At 64.8% G+C, this 17,738-nt stretch carries 15 protein-coding genes, 1 tRNA gene and 1 pseudogene; 14 read left to right on the top strand and 3 right to left on the bottom strand.

Features of this window, described 5'->3' with window-relative positions:
* The first annotated feature begins 326 nt into the window (after window positions 1-326).
* From ACFW3F_RS19240 to ACFW3F_RS19230, 3 genes are read left to right on the top strand one after another with little or no spacing between them, the layout of a single operon-like run.
* Window positions 327-1,529, top strand: coding sequence for a hypothetical protein (locus tag ACFW3F_RS19240; RefSeq protein ID WP_388060190.1), 1,203 nt, complete (start codon window positions 327-329; stop codon window positions 1,527-1,529).
* Window positions 1,530-1,585: 56 nt separating this feature from the next.
* Window positions 1,586-1,720: a hypothetical protein gene (locus ACFW3F_RS19235; RefSeq protein WP_388060189.1), complete on the top strand. Its 135-nt coding sequence runs from the start codon at window positions 1,586-1,588 to the stop codon at window positions 1,718-1,720.
* Window positions 1,717-2,076, top strand: coding sequence for a hypothetical protein (locus ACFW3F_RS19230; protein WP_388060187.1), 360 nt, complete (start codon window positions 1,717-1,719; stop codon window positions 2,074-2,076). The genes ACFW3F_RS19235 and ACFW3F_RS19230 overlap by 4 nt, the downstream gene beginning before the upstream one ends.
* 305 nt (window positions 2,077-2,381) lie before the next feature.
* Here ACFW3F_RS19230 and ACFW3F_RS19225 read toward each other — a convergent pair whose 3' ends face one another.
* Entirely contained in the window at window positions 2,382-2,852 is a 471-nt protein-coding gene (locus ACFW3F_RS19225; protein ID WP_388060185.1) for a hypothetical protein, read from the bottom strand.
* Between the two features lie 679 nt (window positions 2,853-3,531).
* Here ACFW3F_RS19225 and ACFW3F_RS19220 point away from each other — a divergent pair.
* The 7 genes and pseudogenes from ACFW3F_RS19220 (at window position 3,532) to ACFW3F_RS19190 (ending at window position 10,940) form a co-directional block, all read left to right on the top strand.
* Complete coding sequence (locus ACFW3F_RS19220) at window positions 3,532-3,669, top strand: hypothetical protein (RefSeq protein ID WP_388060183.1); 138 nt, start codon at window positions 3,532-3,534, stop codon at window positions 3,667-3,669.
* A gap of 1,284 nt (window positions 3,670-4,953) precedes the next feature.
* Window positions 4,954-7,002, top strand: coding sequence for a bifunctional DNA primase/polymerase (locus tag ACFW3F_RS19215; protein WP_388060181.1), 2,049 nt, complete (start codon window positions 4,954-4,956; stop codon window positions 7,000-7,002).
* Window positions 7,003-7,291: 289 nt separating this feature from the next.
* A complete protein-coding gene (locus ACFW3F_RS19210) occupies window positions 7,292-8,098 on the top strand; it encodes a hypothetical protein (RefSeq protein ID WP_388060179.1) in 807 nt (268 codons plus the stop codon).
* Between the two features lie 220 nt (window positions 8,099-8,318).
* On the top strand, window positions 8,319-9,032 hold the full coding sequence (locus ACFW3F_RS19205; RefSeq protein ID WP_388060177.1) for a recombinase family protein: 714 nt from the start codon (window positions 8,319-8,321) through the stop codon (window positions 9,030-9,032).
* Window positions 9,032-9,181, top strand: a pseudogene (locus tag ACFW3F_RS19200) (GIY-YIG nuclease family protein); the annotation flags it as partial. The gene ACFW3F_RS19205 and the pseudogene ACFW3F_RS19200, both read left to right, overlap by 1 nt.
* A gap of 33 nt (window positions 9,182-9,214) precedes the next feature.
* The gene (locus tag ACFW3F_RS19195) at window positions 9,215-9,511 is read left to right on the top strand and encodes a hypothetical protein (protein ID WP_388060253.1); all 297 of its coding nucleotides are present in this window, start codon (window positions 9,215-9,217) and stop codon (window positions 9,509-9,511) included.
* 1 nt (window position 9,512) lies between these two features.
* Entirely contained in the window at window positions 9,513-10,940 is a 1,428-nt protein-coding gene (locus ACFW3F_RS19190) for a tyrosine-type recombinase/integrase (protein ID WP_388060175.1), read from the top strand.
* On the opposite strand, the gene ACFW3F_RS19185 is transcribed toward ACFW3F_RS19190, so the two are convergent.
* Window positions 10,926-11,981, bottom strand: coding sequence for a DUF4062 domain-containing protein (locus ACFW3F_RS19185; RefSeq protein ID WP_388060173.1), 1,056 nt, complete (start codon window positions 11,979-11,981; stop codon window positions 10,926-10,928). The two genes, ACFW3F_RS19190 and ACFW3F_RS19185, sit on opposite strands and share 15 nt — an antisense overlap.
* A gap of 131 nt (window positions 11,982-12,112) precedes the next feature.
* A tRNA-Leu gene (locus tag ACFW3F_RS19180) sits at window positions 12,113-12,186 on the bottom strand.
* A 193-nt stretch (window positions 12,187-12,379) separates the two neighbouring features.
* On the opposite strand from ACFW3F_RS19180, the gene ACFW3F_RS19175 reads away from it, so the two are divergent.
* The 4 genes from ACFW3F_RS19175 to ACFW3F_RS19160 all read left to right on the top strand — a co-directional run bounded on the left by ACFW3F_RS19175 (window position 12,380) and on the right by ACFW3F_RS19160 (window position 17,714).
* Complete coding sequence (locus ACFW3F_RS19175) at window positions 12,380-13,633, top strand: oxygenase MpaB family protein (protein ID WP_388060171.1); 1,254 nt, start codon at window positions 12,380-12,382, stop codon at window positions 13,631-13,633.
* Between the two features lie 54 nt (window positions 13,634-13,687).
* Entirely contained in the window at window positions 13,688-15,961 is a 2,274-nt protein-coding gene (locus ACFW3F_RS19170) for an MMPL family transporter (RefSeq protein ID WP_388060169.1), read from the top strand.
* Between the two features lie 55 nt (window positions 15,962-16,016).
* The gene (locus ACFW3F_RS19165; RefSeq protein WP_388060167.1) at window positions 16,017-16,703 is read left to right on the top strand and encodes a TetR/AcrR family transcriptional regulator; all 687 of its coding nucleotides are present in this window, start codon (window positions 16,017-16,019) and stop codon (window positions 16,701-16,703) included.
* 144 nt (window positions 16,704-16,847) lie between these two features.
* Window positions 16,848-17,714 carry a Bax inhibitor-1/YccA family protein gene (locus tag ACFW3F_RS19160; RefSeq protein ID WP_388060165.1) on the top strand — a complete coding sequence of 289 codons (867 nt, stop codon included), beginning with the start codon at window positions 16,848-16,850 and terminating at the stop codon, window positions 17,712-17,714.
* The last annotated feature ends 24 nt before the right edge of the window (window positions 17,715-17,738 follow it).

The following is a 17,738-nucleotide window of genomic DNA, read 5'->3' as shown; positions in this document are numbered from 1 at the left end:
CTAGTGGCCACCGGCGGCACACCGCCAATTCAGCGCCGGTGGGTAGCACGGGGGTAGCACGGCAGCGATTCGCTGGCGGCGGCGGACATTGACCGCACGCCCTGGCGCGGCAGCGCGTGGGGGCATACGGTGGCGGCAGTACCGGCACCGTTGGGCAGTGCCCCGCAGCCGGTGCGTACTCGTTCAGCGGGCGAGCCGCAGTTCTTTCTGTCGGGTTGGGCCTGGCGTCTAAGTGAATAGCGCAGTTCGGTTCAGAGGACCGACTTTTGTCGCAGGGCAAGAGCCCGCGATTCTGTCCTGTCCCTTTGTCCGAATTGGAACTCAGCATGACCACCACCCACCCGGCCGACAATCGGCCTTGGAACACCCGCCCCGTCTATTCGCACCCGGCCCGCAAGACGCTGTTCATCTTCGGCGGCGACCCCGCTTCCGGGTATTCGTCGCAGGGCGACGTACTTGTTTCGCAGACCGCGGACGGCGTTGACCTGAACCGCATCTGGGACGAAGCCGCCACCCTGATGACCGCATGGAATCAGAAACGCTCCGCCTTGGCGTCGCTCATCAGCTACAGCACCGTCAACATCGGTGACGCGATTCCGCAAACCGTCGGCGGCGACCACTTCGAGAAGGCCAGCGAGTACGGCGAACCGACCGGCCTACGCGCCGAACCCGACGCGCTGATCCTCGGCTACGACTTTGAGGACTACGACCTCGCCAGCCGCATGACATGGAAGTTCCTGCGCAGCGCCACCGCCGAACAAGTGCGCTCGGTGATCAACCGCGCCTTGGAAGCCGACAATCGCAAAGTCACCGGTACCATTCTCCGGCGGCTCTACGATCCCACCGAGGGGCTGAACGAGTACTCGCACAAGGTCTATGGCCTCTACAACGGCACCGACGGAATGATCCCGCCGCCGTATGCAGGGCGCACGTTCACCAGCGACCTGTCGCATTACTTGGTGTCGGGCAATGCGGCGATCGATCCCGGCGACCTGCTGGACGGAATCAATCAGGTGCGCAGCCACGGCTTCGGCACCACGCCCAGCAGTCGCCTATTGGTGCTGTGCCACCCCAACGAAGCCGAAACCATCGCCACCTTCCGCCGGGGCGTGGAGACCAACGGGGTCGAGTCCAAGTACGACTTCATCCCAAGCGCCAGCGCCCCGGCATACCTCACCGAAGAGAACGTCGTCGGCCAGGTCGCGCCGGGCGAATTCGGCGGCTTGGAAGTACTCGGCAGTTTCGGTCCAGCGTGGATCGTGCCCAGCTACTTCCTGCCCATGGGGTACGTGGCCGTCGTCGCGACCGGCGGACCGAACTCGCCAACGAACCCGGTCGCGTTCCGCGAGCACTCCCTCCCCGCCTATCGCGGTTTGCGGATCATCCCCGGTCGCGACCAGCGCTACCCCCTGCAGGACAGCTTCTTTGCACGGGGATTCGGTACTGGCATTCGGTATCGCGGGGCGGCGTGCATCGTCCAGGTGAAGGCCTCAGGCGCGTACGAAGCGCCCGAGTGGGACTGGACGTAGTGATTGCGCCAGACTTCGGCCCAGAGGCCGGCGAATATTCGTGGGGTCCTGGTCTCGTGCCGTCTGGTCTCGAGGACGCGCTGCCGCGCCAGGGCGGGCGCTACCGAGGAAAGACGCCGAAAGTCGCCGACGACGACGGCCTCCGCGCCTTGGCCGACGAGCTGGACCAGCGGCACCGGGGCCGTCAGTGAGTAGGGCGTATCGCCGCGACCGGATGGGTAGGTTCGCGGCGAGTCCTGGCAGCAAGGTCACCAGCGCGCAGGGCGCAGCTGAGGCAGCGACACATCGTGCGCAGGTCGGCGTCCAGCAGGTAGCCAAGGCGGATCGGTCGGAGGCACAGCAGCGCCACAAGACGGTTCGTCGCGCCGCGCTGACCGGAGCTGTGGTGGGTGCTGTGGTGCCAGCCCCGGCAGCTGTGAAGGTCACCGCGACCCGCGCAACGGCGTTCGCCACCTTGAGCACTGTTACCGGATATCGGGTGGGCAAGGCGGTCGGCACTGCGACCGCCAACCGCCGAGCCGCCGCCGGTAGCCGCGTACGGCGTTGACCACGCAGCCCGGTCACCGGCACACCCATAGCGCTGTGCCGTCGGCGGTGCCGAACCTCAGGCCCCGGCGATAGCTGTCCTGGCAGCTTCAACTACAACCGCACAATCCGGCGAGCACGCGCTCGCCGTTCAGGACAGCCCGGTTGACTTGTCCCGGGTGAGACGGGGTCGACTTGACCCCCCGCACGAGCGAGGACCGAGCCTCACCCCACAGCGGGTTCGCCTCGCTCAACCCCGACCCCCGTCGAGCAGACACCCCGTCGACCTCGGCGGGGGTCGGTCTATGCGACGGGTTCGCTCTTCGACTACTCGTTGGCTGCTTCGCGCTTGACGTTCGTCGACACGACATTCAGTCCACCGCTGACGCCGATTGCTTTCACTGTGCAGTCGATGTCAGAAGGAGTCAGCGGGCACATGGCGTCGCTGTATTCCTCGTAACCGTCCCTGATCATGTTGATGCCGGTCAATACGTTGGCGCGTGGCTTACCTACTGGCAGCTCCATCACGTCGACCTCGAAGGAGCCGAGACGGGAGTTCAGCGTCGCCGCACAATCTGGAAACGCGCTGGTGTTCGGGTCGCAGTTCGCGTTGATGACCTCCGGGTACGTGGAGAGGAGGTAGCCCCACGTGACTGCCTGCGTCGGCGGATCTGACTTGGTCGCAGGAGTCGAGGCGGACTGGCCTGTGTTCGACTCGTCGTTGACAGAGTCGCCGCTACATCCTCCGAGCGTGAAAGCGAGTGCCGCCGCCGCGAAGATGACTGAGGTGCGGTGCATACTGCATCCCGTCTGTACGTAGGTACTAGGTTCGTCGACTGATTGAACACCACCGCGGACGGAAACACTGCGGGTTTGGACGTGATGCCAGTTTGAGGAAACAGCTCGTTGACTTCATCTCGCGGCTAGTCAGTGACAGGCGACCGAAGATCGGGCGCTAGCGTTGAGATGAGGCCGATGCGGGCGGATGCCGTTCGTTATTCGATTGCGCAACAATAGTTCTCGATGCGCAAACAGTTGCGGTAGCTGGCTGCCTTGTGCATACTTGGGTGCAGCACCGCAGCGGCAATGCCGCACCTGGTGCGGCAAAAGTGCGACTGGGAAACTGCCGGGACTGCCGGGCAGCCTTGAACGGGCGAGTATGGATCACCGCTCCCGTGAGGTCGGACGCACCAGCCGGGACAACCAGTACCCCCAGGTCTCCATCCCATCCGATGGATTCTTGGGTCGAACTGCCTCAGGAATCCGCCCGACAGGAGGTTTCCTGACGATGTCCAACGTTCAAGCTCGGGCTACTGCGGCTGTGCATCGGCCTACCGCACCCAGCCCCGATACGCCAAGGCGCGAACATCTGCGGCGACCCGCCGACGAGACTTGGTCCGAGCATCCGACGCTTGTCGGCGCTCAGGCTGTAATTGATTTCGCGCGAGACGAACTCGGCGTTACGCTGACCAACTCGATGATCAGGCACGCCACCGAAGGCCGGCGAATCCAAGTGTTCAAGCTGTCGGCCCGCAACGCCTACGCCCCCGCCGGAGTGGTCCGCTTCGTGCAGTCGCTCGCGCGCCCGGTCTCGGATCAGCAGGTGTCGGCGTGAGCGGGCAGTGGCAGACAGAGTTCGACCAGTTCTCGGCGCTGCGATCCCTCCGCGACAACGATCACGCGGCGATGTTGGTCTCTGCCGCAACCGATCCCATGGTCGCCCAATATCGAGCGGCGCTAGCTGCAGACCATTTCAGGCGCGATGGTCGGGCTGTCCGCGACTCGCCAGACGCCCGGCTGCATCCCGAGGTCAGTGACGCGGTCGACCGTTCCCGGGAGATGCGCCTAGACCCGTCTGGGGTGATAGCGCCGTGGGTCTACTCGAACTGTGGACGGCGGATGGCGCGTGGTGGTTCCCCGGCGCATCTGCGTGAGGTGACTTTCGCTCAGGCCGTAGAACTGCACGGTTCGGAGGCGGTACCTGAACTGCAACAGCGCGAGCGCAACTACGAGATGGCTGTTGAAGTTGCTGAGTTCGGCGGAAGCCCTGTGGCGACGGTGATCTTGTTCAGTCCGCGCGGTGTGGGCAATGTCGAGTACCTCGTGGCGCACGGATGGAGCAAGGGCCGAGTGGCGCGCCTTGCTACGCGGTCTCATCGCGTCCCGGACTGCTTCTTCTGTACGTCATACTCGGACACTCGCGCGATCGACACCTTCTTGAAGGTGGAGTGCGGGGCGGTATTGCGGGTCTTCCCAGTCTGTGATCGGTGCGAACCGCGACTAGCTCGGGGAGACCAAGGCCTCGCTCATGACTGGGAACGTACGTGGGACACGTGGGACAAGTCGCACGGCTGGCCAGACGACAGGTTCCGCTGATGAATGTCACGGGCTCGGCTGCGTGCCTGCTTGAGACGCCCCACCTGGGCATGGTGGGCGCCCTTGCGCGGCTGCTACAGGGGCATTCGCTGATGTCTGAGCGTCGCCACGTCGGACGTGCTGCCCCTGGCGGGTGTGCTGGGGTGGGCGCCGCAGGGTCAACGGCGGGTGCGGCGTGTGCACCGACGTCGAACACGCGTGAGGGACGCGCCGACACCGCCGACGCGCCCCCTTCTTTCACACGGTGAGCTGGGCTCTCCTACCAACAACGTCGCCAGCCGGTAGCTGACGCGGTACATCCTAACCTGTTGCCGGGCAACGGGTTACCTCACGCAACGAGAACGCCGGAACCGAGTTCTGGGAGATCGGTTCCGGCGTTCTCTGATCGACAAGAAGCTTGGGAGGGCCTCTTATGACCAACCTTACCTCACCCACCAAACCGAAGCCACCGCGTAATACGCAGCAGCACAGACGAATCCGACCAACTCACGCAACAGATGCCGACGGTTGCACCGTGTGGCGGATGTTCGCCCCGCGAGTGCCCGACGTGTCGGGTTTGAGTCTGCGCGAAACCGCCCTGGCTTACGCCGAGGCTGGTTTGTACGTGTTGCCGCTCGCGCCGGGGACGAAGGTCCCGCACCGCGGCGTGAACTACAGCACCGATTCCAGCTGCGACCCCGCGCAGATTACCGAGTGGTGGGACGAGAACCCCGACTTCGGAATTGGCCTGCACATGAAGCGCAGCCGCCTGGTTGCCTTCGACCTGGATAGTGCCACCCTCGCCCAGCTTCCGCCTGAAATGGCCGAAGGCCTCCGAGCCGGACTGGTGCAGCGGTCGCGCCGTGCAGGCGGCGACAACCCCGACCGAGGGCACTACGTGTTCTTTGATGACTTCGGGGCGAGCAACGCAGCCGGGGCGTTCGGGTCGTTCGGGGAGGTCCGCGGAGGCAATGCCTACATCGTCGTCGAGCCGACCCCGCACACCAAGCCTGACGGCGAGTATCGGTGGTTGCAGACCGGCGACGTACCCGACCTGCCAGCAGTGCTGAGGGCGTGCCTGTCGCAGGCGTCCAGCAAGGAGGTGCCCCCGCTCTCCCACGAGGAACTGCAAGCCTTCCTCGACGACCCCGCGCACTGCCATGCCGACAGCCCCGGCCGGATGAAAGGTCCGCTGGAGGCGTTCGTCAACGGAGTAGTTGGCGGCGCGAGCATCCACGAAATGACCCCCAAGACGTTGTGCTGGTTGTTCCGCGAGAGCCGAGGCGGGGCATACCCGGCGGTAGAGGCAATGGTCGCCTTGCAGACGGAGTTCTTGAACGCGTTTGCGTCGCGGTCGGGTGGAGCCGGCGAGCGTACCGCTCCAGGATTCAACGAGTTCCAACGGGCGGCGGCGTGGGCGGCGGCGCAGGTCAAAGACGACGACCCCGACGAGCTGCGGCAACGGATGGACCGGGACGCTCTCACTGGCGACCTGGACGCCGACGTTGAGCGCGAGCTCGGCAAGCTGCGGGTACGGGACCGCGCCAAGGCGGCGTACGCCGAAGAGAAGGCCCGCGACCGCTTAATGGTCAACGCCGACCGCGCCATGGACGGTTTGGCGTTCCTCACCGAGGCGGTAGACGAAACCCCTCTATGGGGCGAGGGTGACCGAACGCTGTGGGCTCCCGGCGAAGGCTTGATGATTTGCGGGCCGCAAGGGGTGGGCAAGTCGACTATCGTCCAGCAGCTCATGCTGGCGCGGCTGGGCCTGACCGACCCAGAGTTCTGTGGGTTGCCGGTGGTCGTGGATGAGCGGCCGATCCTCTACTTGGCGATGGACCGCCCACCGCAGATTCGTCGGTCTATCAACCGGATGGTGAACACCGCCGACGAGAACGTAGCCGCCGTGCTTAAACGGCAGCTTGTCGTGTGGAAGGGGCCTCCGCCGGTCAATGCCGCCGAAGCGCCGGAGGTCTTCGCCAAGTGGGTGGCCATGCACGGACGCGACCCAGGGCTGGTGATTGTGGATTCGCTTAAGGACCTTGCGAGTGGTCTGGGCGAAGACGCAGTGGGGTCGGGGATCAACACCGCGATGCAGACGGTTCTGGCCAACGGCACGGAGTTCATCGACTTGCACCATCAGCGCAAGGCCACCGCCGACAATCGCAAACCCGACAAGCTGGCCGATGTGTTCGGCAGCACTTGGCTGACGTCGGGGATGGGGTCGGTGGTGTTGGTGTGGGGTGAAGCCGGTGCGCCCACGGTCGAACTGTCGCACCTGAAACAGCCTGCGGCGCCGGTCGGCCCGCTGATTGTCAATCACTCTCATGGGCAGGGCTTGTCAAGTGCCAACGATCTCGGCGTGATGCTGATGCAGCTCGCGGTGCAAGCCGGGGCGGTAGGCATCACCGAGAAGGACGCAGTGGCGGGTGTGTTCCAGCTGGAAGAACACGACACGGACTACGCCCCGGCCAAAAAGCGCGTGCGTCGCCGCCTAGACAAGTTCACCCGCGAGGGGCAACTGACCTACACACCGGGCGCGAAAGGTGGCTCAGGCGGTGGAGGGAGGCCCGCCACGTGGGTTGTCGTGTAGCGGTGAGCGTAGGCGCGGGTATCGGATGGGCTGGCCAAAAGTGTTGTGGCAGGGCGTTACCCGCGCGGGTATCGGACGTGCTCCGATGCCCGGCACGATGCCCGGCGATGCCCGCTGCGCAGCCGGGTTACGCAAAACCGCAGGTAGCGGGCGATACCCGCACCTGGTGCAGGGCCGGGTATCGGAGCAACGGCCAAGGGCGATGCCCGCCCGCCTATGCATATAGGCGGGCATCGTCCGCCCCGTTGGGCGCTGTGGACGTTCGGTAGATCGGAGAAAAGAGGAAGAAATGATGAATGATAACGATTCGAACGCTGAGGGTTTGGACGAAGTCCAGGACCCTACTGAGAGCGAGCGACAGGAACACGAGCGACAGGAGCACGAGCGAGCAGAGACCGAGCCAGTCGTCGCGACTCGCGGGTTTGACGCCAACCGGAAACCCAAGGAAGTGGTCTGGGGCGACGGACGCCGACCCAATCCGGATCGGGTGTGCACCGCGCGGAGGACCAACGGCCAGCCGTGCACGCGCATCGCTATTGCGGGCGGCAACGTCTGTCCGGCGCACGGGGGCCTCGCGCCAGCCATCCAGGCCAAAGCGAGAGCTCGTCTGCAGTCCGCCGCCGACCGAATGGCCAAGGAGCTGCTGAAGATTGCCGTCAGTGACGACGCGCCCGACAACGTGAAGCTCGCCGCCATCCGCGACGCGCTGGACCGCGCGGGCCTCAGCGCGAAGACCTCGATGGAAGTGGACGTGACGCCCAAGGGATTCGAGCAGGTGTTGACCGCCGTGATTGGGGGCGGGTCGCGCGCTGAGAGTCGTTCGCGCCGAGGGGCAACCGACGACGAGGCCAACGATCCGGACGGCTGGATGGACGACGAGATTTTGGAGGCGCAGGTAGTGGACAGCGAGGACGGATATTCGCCGGCTCCGGCGCTCGCGCCAGTAACGCCACCGCCCGCCACGCCCCTGCCCTCACATGAAGCGCCCCCGGCAAACGGATCGGGACTGCTGCCGTTTGAAGAAGCGCTGGACCGGCTGCACAACACACCACCGCCCGCGCAGCAGCCCGCGCCCCGCCGCAGGACCGGCCATTAGACAGGCCCCACGGCCACCAGGGCCGACGTACGGCACCGCTGCGCCCACGGGCACCCTGTGCAGTGCGGCAACGCCCCGCGGTGCGTCAAACATCAAGCGAGACAACGGCAGTCGCGTAGTGACGTACATCACGGTGCCGTAAAGTGGTGCTTGGTTTACAAACACGGCTGCACCGCAGGTAGCACGACTTCGGCGGTCAGCGCCAACACAGGAGCACGACATGAGACTGGTTGCGTATCTACGGTGTTCAACCGCTCGGCAGCAGGAAGCCTTCGGTCCGGAAGTGCAGCGCGAGGTAATTCGTAAGTGGGCCAAGGCCAACGGACATCGCATTGTCGCGTGGTGTGAAGACACCATCAGCGGCACCAGCGAGCTGAGGGACCGCGCAGGATGGATGCAGGCTGAGACGCTGGTGAAGACCGGCACAGCGCAGGGCATCGTCGTGCCGAGGCTGGACAGGCTCGCTCGCGACGTCATGATCCAAGAGCTTCTACTCCGTAAGTCGCCGGGTGTGGTGCTGTCGGCTCGTGAGAGCGAGAACGAGCTACTGACCGGCACCACCAGCGACCCGAGTCGCAAGCTCATCCGCACGATCCTCGGAGCCATCGCCGAGTACGACCGCGAGATGATCGCCGACAGGTTGGAGGCCGCACGCAAGGCCAAGGCAGCATCCGGTGGATACGCCCACGGAGGACTGCCCTACGGCTACGAGAGCAAGGACGGCGCACTCGTGCCGGTTCCTGCAGAGCAACACGCCTTGGCCAGGATGCGCGAACTCGCAGCGCAGGGCATCGGCACTCGTGAGATCGCCCGCGTTCTGACCGCCGAAGGCCATCCCACCAAACGCGGCGGCAAGTGGTGCAGCGCCACCGTCGGCCGGATTCTGAACCGCACCAACGCAATCGACAATACCCACAAGGAAGAGGTGGCGTGATGGAAGGTGAGGTTTGGACCTGGAATCCACACGCAGGGCATCGCTACGACCCGCAGTGTTGCGTCTATCGCATTTACGACCCTGAGACAGACGAACTCCTGTACGTGGGGCAGACCTGCACGAGCCTCAGAGGGCGCATTCGGAGTCATTGGACTTCCAAGTATTGGTTTAGGTGGCACTGGATGGACGCGTTGGTGACGTACGAGGAATGCGCCGATCAGTGGGCATCGCTCATTGCCGAGGCTGAGGCGATCCGGGACGAGCATCCGCGTCACAACGTGGACCGTCCCGACCCGGTCGCGCTCCGTCAGTGGCGCGCAGTTGAGCTCGCACGCGCAGCGGCACCTGAGGCATTCTCCGACGGTCCCGGTTTGATTGCGTCGAGTCAGCGTGCGGAGGCCGCAGCCGACGAACTCGAACGGCAAGGCAAACCCGTTACCGCCGAAGCGATTCTGGAACTGACGAGAAAGGTGGCCTGACATGGCCTGGATCAAGACTTACGAGACCAAGGACCGCAAGCGCGGCAAAAGAATCCGCACCTACCGGGTGATCTGGAAGGAAGTTGAGCGCGACTCGTACGGCCTGCCAATCCCCGTGGACCCGCAGCACCCCGAAGGCCGCAAGCGCACTCGTAACCGGCAGGAGAGCTTCGCTACCCGTGAGGACGCCGAGGCCCGCCGCGACGAACTGAACGCCGCCAAGCACACGGGCCAGACCAGCGCCCTGGCCGAACAGAAGAAGGCCGGCGACTTACCGTTCGGGTACTACGCGCAAGCGTGGATAGAGAGTCAGCAACTGAAGGTCGCTCAAGGACGGCTGAAGCAGCGAACGCTCGACGGTTATGAGAAGGAAGTGAAGTGCTACCTACTGCCGCCGTTCGGCAGTAAGGCGATCGCCGCAATCACACCCAAGGATTGCGAGCAGTTCCTTACGTCGTTGGTGGGCAAGCGCTCCCGGCAGAACGGCGGCAAACCAGTTAGTCCCGGCACTGTGAAGCACGCCTGGGGCACGTTGCGCCGAGTGATGAAGTACGCGATGCAGCACGGGGCCATCGTCAGCAACCCGTGCGACCGCGTCGACTACGACGGAGGACGCGCCACCGGCGACCGCGAGAAGTTCCAGCACCATCCGCTGACGGCAGAACAGGTCGGCCGGGTGTCGGCGGCGGTCGCTGGCAACGTGGACGGCCTCCCGGCGTACTCGGAATACGCGCTTATGGTTGAGTTCCTGGCGTACAGCGGGCTGCGAGCTAGCGAGAACAGCGGCCTTGAGATCGGCGATCTGGAGTTCATCACACGGCCAGGCCAGGCCACGCGCTGTACCGTGAGCGTTCGCCGGACGAAGGACCGCAAAGGCGGTGAGTGGGTGACGACCACGCCGAAGAGCCGTAAGTCTCGGCGGACGGTGCCGCTACCGCCCTGGCTCTCGGAGAAGATGCGCGCGTACGTGGCCGACCATCCCCGAGCCGACGAGCCCGCCGCGCCCCTGTGGCCCAGCCGCACGAACGGCGGCGGTCATCGGGCGGCGGGGGAGCGTTACGCGGTGCCGCTGGACTGGTCGCAGCCGCTATTCATGGGCACCTTCTACGAGTCCATCCTGAAGCCTGCGCTAGAGGCCGCAGGGCTCCCCGCCAGCCGACCCGCCACCAACACCGCCCCGGCACAGCAGGGCGTCCGGCTGCATGATCTGCGCCATACGTTCGCGGTGATGCAGCTGATGGCGGGGGTGCACTTCATGCAGGTCAGTCGGTGGATGGGTCATAGCACCTTCACCCTCACGCTGGACACCTACGGCGACTGGATTCCGGAGGAGGACGGGGGCGCATTGAGCGACCTACCGGAACCTAGTGCGCTACAGGTTCCCGCCGAGCCGGAGCCGTCGAATGTCGTGCAGCTATTCGGCCGGTGAAGACTCTGGACGCTTTATTGCCCGGAGGATCGCCAAGTGGCGTAGGCCCTTTTCGGTTAGTCGCAAGTACTTGTTCGTATCCTGCACCCCTCGTTTCTTAACCCCTGTATCGATTAATCCGAGAGCACGTAATTGGAACTCAATGGTCTCCCAGCTCTCGTTGAACAGCACCGTTTCGACATCGGTTGCTTGTTCGGGGACGCTCTCCAAGTCTTCGGCATCGATATGATGGGATAATTCATTGTCGCACCGTTTCCGAGTCTGCTGTACTGAAGCTTCATCAACAAGGATCGCGCCAAGTGCGGCGAATAGAGTATCCCATGTTATCGAAACATCGATGTCACGGTAGTAGCGCTTTCGTTCCGACGGTACCCACCATTTGATTCGATAGGGAACGACCGTGAGGTCATCGCCTTGAGCGAGCTTCGACGTGTCTTCTACCAGTGAGCTTTCAGCCTCGGCCTGTGCTTTGCGGGCCTTCTCTAACTCTTTGCGAAGGTCTAAGAACTCCTTCTCGGTTTCAACAGTCATCGCTTTGTCGCCGCGGACCCATCCAACCCCCGGCTTCTTCTTGATCGCCTGCATGAGACTTGTAACTACAAGCCCGCCGAGTTCTGCTGGCGATTCGAAGAAGTTTACTGGTCGAGATTTAACCTTTTCGCGGAACTTATCAAGAAGGTCCTGCGCCTCTTTATCGAGATCGGTGTGCTCTGCTGCGATCTGACCCGGATTCTTATGAACAAATCCGAGAACTGGGATGCCGGAATCGACGGCGTAATCGTATTCCTTCTCGGTATAGCTGATCCCCTCGGCGTCGATGATGCTGCCATACCGACCTGCGACCACTACGACGTAGTAATCGCTCTGATCGATTACTTGTTCGATTAACTCCCACTGACTCTCGTCGGCGGAGGGAAACATTTCCATCCCGGCTGGCAGATGATCCATACGCAAGATTGCCTGTATCACAGCTGCGCGTTCGTCGGCCAGGTCTGTGTATGTCGAACTAACGAACACCTGATAACGCTTCTCATCCGCCACCCGCTAATGATGACAGCGTGGCCCGGCAAATCGAACATCGCCATACTGTGTTGGGTAGCACGGGGGTGGTATTTCGCCTGTTCGCACTACGCAATGAATCTAGATAACGGGTCTCACCTGCGGTTTTGCGGTGCCCCCAGTCGGACTCGAACCGACACTGTGCCGATTTTAAGTCGGCTGCCTCTGCCAATTGGGCTATGGGGGCGCGGGGTCCGCTCGACGACGGTGCCCCTGGTGAGCATAGTCAGCGGGCGCAGTGCTGGCGGTGGTGTGGTCCGGCGTCGCCACCGACAGACCTCGACTCGACCGCCGGACTTCGATCGACGTCTGGGCAGTCGAGTCGAAGTCCGGCGATCGAGCCTCCTTGACCGACCCCGGCGCCGGGGGGACCATGGGGCATGGATGCAGCAGCAGTGACCGGAGCACGAAATTGGGATGTCGTGCGCGAGCGGTATCCCGATATCGTCGAGCGCCTCGAGGCCGGTCTGATGCAGGGTGACCCCCTCGCCGACGCGGTTGTCGTCGAGGCCCGGGAGCAGGGGATCTCGTTCTCCACCCTCGTCGCGCTGCTGGAAGAACACGGCGTCGCCTGCACCTCCGCCGGCGTCTCGTCCGATCCCGACCATCTCGAGATGCCCGCTTCGATGACGCGGTTGCTCCGGGTTGCGGGCACGCCACCGACTTGGTTCGACGCCGCCTGGGTTGAGGCCGGCGCCCGCGCCTGGTGGCGCTTCGGGACCCTGCAGTCGTCGACGCTGTATCAGTCGCTGATCTACGGCTTCAAGGCACAGGGATTCGTCCGTCCGCTCGTCGCCACCGGCCGGCTGGGTTCGGGTACACGGGATCGGGTCGAGTCGACGGCGCGTTGGGTGGCCGAGGCGACGACCCCCGGGTCGATGCTGCCCGGCCATCCGGGTTGGGTTGCCACGCTTCGCATTCGGCTCCTGCACGCCTATATCCGCGACATCTTGCTGCACCCGCCGGGTGACGAGATGGCCGAGCACGAGGACGCGGGCTGGGACGAAGGCGAATGGGGGACGCCCATCAACCAGACGTACTCGGTGATGACCATCTCCTGCGGCTTCCTCGCCCTGCCGCTCGTCGTCGCAAAGGATTTCGGAATCCGTTACAGTAGCGCCGAATGCGAAGCGATCACACATCTGTGGCGGTGGATCGGCTGGGTGATCGGGGTCGACGACGACCTGTTGCCGCCGAGTTACGACTCTGCAACCGAATTGTTCAGGGTGGCGGGCGAATTCGAACTCCGGCCCGACGACTCGTCGAAAGTCTTGATCAAGGCGCTGCTGCGCGAGGGCTACGACCTTCCGCGCGTCGTACACGGCGCCGCCCCGATACCGGTACCGGGACTGCTGGTCTCCGCGGTGGATGCGCTCACCCGGCCGCTGCTCATGTCGTCGTTCTCGGCCATCAGTACCCGATGGGTCGAGCGGCCGGTCGCCCGGCGGATGGGTCTGCGCCGGACGCCGCTGCATCATCTCGTCGATGTCGCGCGCCCCGCGGTCAGGCTGCGTGAGATCGCCCGGGCGACCGGACTGCTCGGATCGGAGTCGACGGTGATCGAACGCGAACTGCGTACCGTCCGACGAGGACTCGGCATGCCCCAGGCTGCGGAAGTGCCCTTGACCGCCTAAATTACTGCTGATAACTTAACGCCGTAAAGTCGACCGACGCGACGAGGGGTCCGCATGCTGGTCAGAGTGACACGGCTGGTCATTTCCATGCCCAAACGAGTGCTGCTGGGTGCGCTCATCCTGTTGGTCGTCTGCGGCGCTTACGGCGCCACCGCGGCCCAGCATCTTCTGGCCGGCGGCTACAGCGATCCGAATTCGGGGTCGGCTCGAGCCCAGCAGGTACTCGACGAGACCTTCAACCGCGGCGGAATCCAGGTCGTTCTCAAGCTCGACGGACCCGAAGGCGTCGACATCTCGCGCGACCCGACGGCCAGAGCCGTCGGCGACGCGCTGATCGCCGACCTGAACCGCAACGAGTACGTCCAGGACCAGATCCTGTCGGTGTGGGCCGATCCGGCGCTCGACTCCGCCCTGGTCAGTCGTGATCGGACGTCGACGCTGATCATCGCCTCGCTTGACGGTGGTGAGGACTCGGCGCCGGCCCATGCCGAGGAGATCGAGGAGGCACTCGCCGGTGAGCGCGACGGGATCATCGTCCAGGTCGGCGGCCAAGGACTCGTCTTCGCGCAAGTGAACGATCAGACCTCGTCGGACCTCCTCATCGCCGAGGCGATCGCGATCCCCATCACGTTCATCGTCCTGATCTTCATCTTCGGCGGGTTGCTCGCCGCGGCAGTGCCCGTGGGCATCGGAATCGTCTCGATCATCCTCACCTTCGCACTGCTGCGCGTGATCGGATCGCTCACCGACGTCTCGGTGTTCGCGTTGAACCTCACCACCGCACTGGGTCTGGCGCTCGCGATCGACTACACGCTGCTGATCCTGACGCGCTACCGAGAAGAGGTCGAGCACGGATCGAGCCGGCCCGACGCGATCGTGCGAACCCTGGCCACGGCCGGACGGACCGTCGCGTTCTCGGCGGTGACCGTCGCCCTGTCGTTGAGCGCGCTGGTGTTGTTCCCGCAGTACTTCCTCCGATCGTTCGCGTTCGCGGGACTCGGCGTCGTGGTCGTGGCGGCGGTGTCGGCGCTCGTCCTCACCCCGGCGGTGCTCATGCTCCTCGGCGATCGCATCGACGCGTTCGATGCGCGTAAGCCGCTGCGGCGTCTGCTTCGACTGCCGCCGGCCCGCCCCGTCGAGCCCGAGGACAGCTGGTGGTACCGGCTCGTGCAGTGGGTGCTTCGTCACGCCCTGCCGGTCGCCGCGGTGGCCACGGTCTTCCTGCTGGTGCTCGGAGCGCCCTTCCTGTCGATCAAGATGGGATTCCCCGACGATCGCGTGCTGCCCGAATCGGCGAGCGCCCATGCCATCCAGCAGGAGATTCGCGACGACTACGAGGACGACCTGTCCGCGGCGGTCACCGTCGTCGTGCGGGGCCCCGTGGACGATCAGACCCTGGCCGCCTACACCCGCGCCCTGTCGGAGGTCGACGACGTCAACTCGGCGGGCTCGTCGGCGGGAACGTTCGTGCGCGGAGCGCCGGTGGCGCCCGGCAGTCCGGATGACAGTCGGGAGAACGTGCACGTACTGAACGTCTCCACCGACCGCGACCCGATGAGTGACGCCGGGATCGCCCAGCTCGACGAATTGCGCGCGGTGGCGTCACCGACGGGAACGGACACCCTGTTCACCGGCCTCGCTGCCACCACCGACGACACGGTCGGGTCGATCTATGCACACCTGCCGTGGGTACTCGGCCTGATCGCGATCGCGACCTTCGTGCTGCTGTTCCTGTTCACCGGCAGCGTCGTACTGCCCCTGAAGGCTCTCGTCCTCAACATCCTGTCGCTGTCGGCGACGTTCGGGGCGATGATCTGGTTCTTCCAGGAGGGGCACCTCGGAGGTTTGGGGACCACGGCGACGGGCACCCTCAACGCGACGATGCCGGTGTTGCTGTTCTGCGTCGCATTCGGCCTGTCGATGGACTACGAGGTGTTCCTCCTGGGACGGATTCGTGAGGAGTGGTTGCGATCGGACCGGACACGAGCGGCCAGCGACCACGCCGTGGCCCTGGGCCTGGCCCGGACGGGTCGGGTCATCACCGCGGCGGCACTGCTGATGAGCATCGTCTTCGCCGCCATCGCGGCGTCGGAGGTGTCATTCATGCGGATGTTCGGAGTCGGGCTCACCCTGGCCGTCTTGATGGACGCGACGCTCATCCGGATGTTCCTGGTCCCTGCGTTCATGCGGCTGGCCGGCCGGGCCAACTGGTGGGCTCCGCGACCGCTGAGGCGCCTCCACGATCGGATCGGATTGTCCGAGGAGGCGCCCGCGATCGGGCACCCCGTCGAGAAACCGGTGCCCGACACCGCGCCGACGAGGGTCTGACACCGAATACGTGATATCGGCAGATGAATGACGGCGGCACGGATTCAGGAGTGCAGTGACGACACGCAGACGAGCGAGATCACCACGCGGGTCCGGGGAGATTCTCGCGGAGGAGATCATCGAGGCCGCCGGCGACTTGCTGGTGGAGAACGGCGACGACACCGCGATGTCCATCCGCGCGGTCGCCAACCGTGTCGGGGTCACGCCACCGTCGATCTACCTGCACTTCGCCGACAAGGAGGCGTTGCTCGATGCCGTGTGCGCCCGCTACTTCGAGCGACTGGACGACGAGATGGCCGCCGCCTCCGAAGGGGTCGGCGATGCCCTCGAACGTGCGCTGAGCCAAGGGATGGCCTACGTGCGTTTCGCCGTCGCGACACCCGTGCTCTATCGGGTGGCGTTCGGCAAGCCCACCTCCGAGGGGCATCCGTCGAAGGTCGACCAGGTGCTCGCGGCCAGTGCGTACTCCAGGTTCGCCGGAACCGTCACCGAGCTCGCCGACGACGGTGTGTTCGACCGCGGGGAGATCGCCGACGTCGTTCTGGAGTTCTGGGCCGCTGCCCATGGGGTCGCCTCGCTGATGCTCGCCAAGCCGGGTCTCGCCTGGGGAGACGACTTCGCTCGTGCGGAGTCGATGCTCACCGCCATCTGCCTGGGCCGGGCCGCGCTCGGGACCGGTGACGGGGTCGACCAGACCGCGGTTCGCAGTCGGCTGAGGACACTGCGCGAGCGGGTGAACTGACAATCGGGCGGGTGTTCGACGACAGAAGGGTCAAGAGTAGGTAAAGTCGTCGTCGACTCGGTCGTTCCACGTTCTCGTCAGGGAACTCACAGGAACGACCCGACGTTGAGACGGTATACATCCGTACCGATTAAGGAGCGCTTCGTGCGAGAAAGCAGCAATCCGGTGATGCGCGGCGTGGTCCGCGACAATCAATCCGGGTACGCGGGTTTCGGGGCCGGCATGGCCGGCGCCGGCGCCGCAGCCAATCAATACGGTCAAGCCACCGACCCCTACACCCAGCCGGCACCACCGGCCACTCGTCAGCTCACGATCGACGACGTCGTCACGAAGACCGCGATCACCCTCGGGGTGCTGACCCTGGCCGCGGTCGCCACGTACTTCGCCATCAGCAGTCGCGCGACCGAGTCCGCTCAGGCAGCTCTCGCCACACCGCTGATGCTGGTGGGCGCCATCGTCGGTCTCGTCCTCGTCCTGGTGGCGAGCTTCGGACGCAAGCAGGACAACCCGGCCATCGTGCTGGCCTACGCCGCGTTCGAAGGCCTCTTCGTCGGAGCCATCTCGTTCGTGTTCGCGAACTGGGCAGTGGCCGGAGACACCTCGGCCGGCGCTCTGATCGGCCAGGCAGTTCTCGGTACCTTCGGCGTGTTCTTCGGCATGCTGTTCGTGTACAAGGTGGGTGCCATCCGCGTCACGCCGCGTTTCACCCGTATGTTGTTCGCCGGCATGATCGGCGTCCTGGTCCTCATGCTCGGCAACCTGGTCATCGGTCTCTTCACCGGTGAGGCCGGAGTGCTCCGCGACGGCGGACCGATCGCGATCATCTTCTCGCTGGTCTGCATCGCGCTCGCCGCGTTCAGCTTCCTGCTGGACTTCGACGCCGCCGATCGCCTGATCCGCGCCGGCGCACCCGACCGCGCCGCCTGGGGCGTTGCTCTCGGTCTGACCGTCACCCTGGTGTGGCTCTACGTCGAGATCCTGCGCCTGCTGACCTACTTCAACTCCGACTAGTCTGCTCCGACAGCGGCCCCGCAC

This window comes from Gordonia sp. NPDC058843, assembly GCF_042743165.1.
GTDB lineage: Bacteria > Actinomycetota > Actinomycetes > Mycobacteriales > Mycobacteriaceae > Gordonia.
Note: the sequence above shows the minus strand (reverse complement) of the source record. Positions and strands in the feature narration are given on the sequence as shown.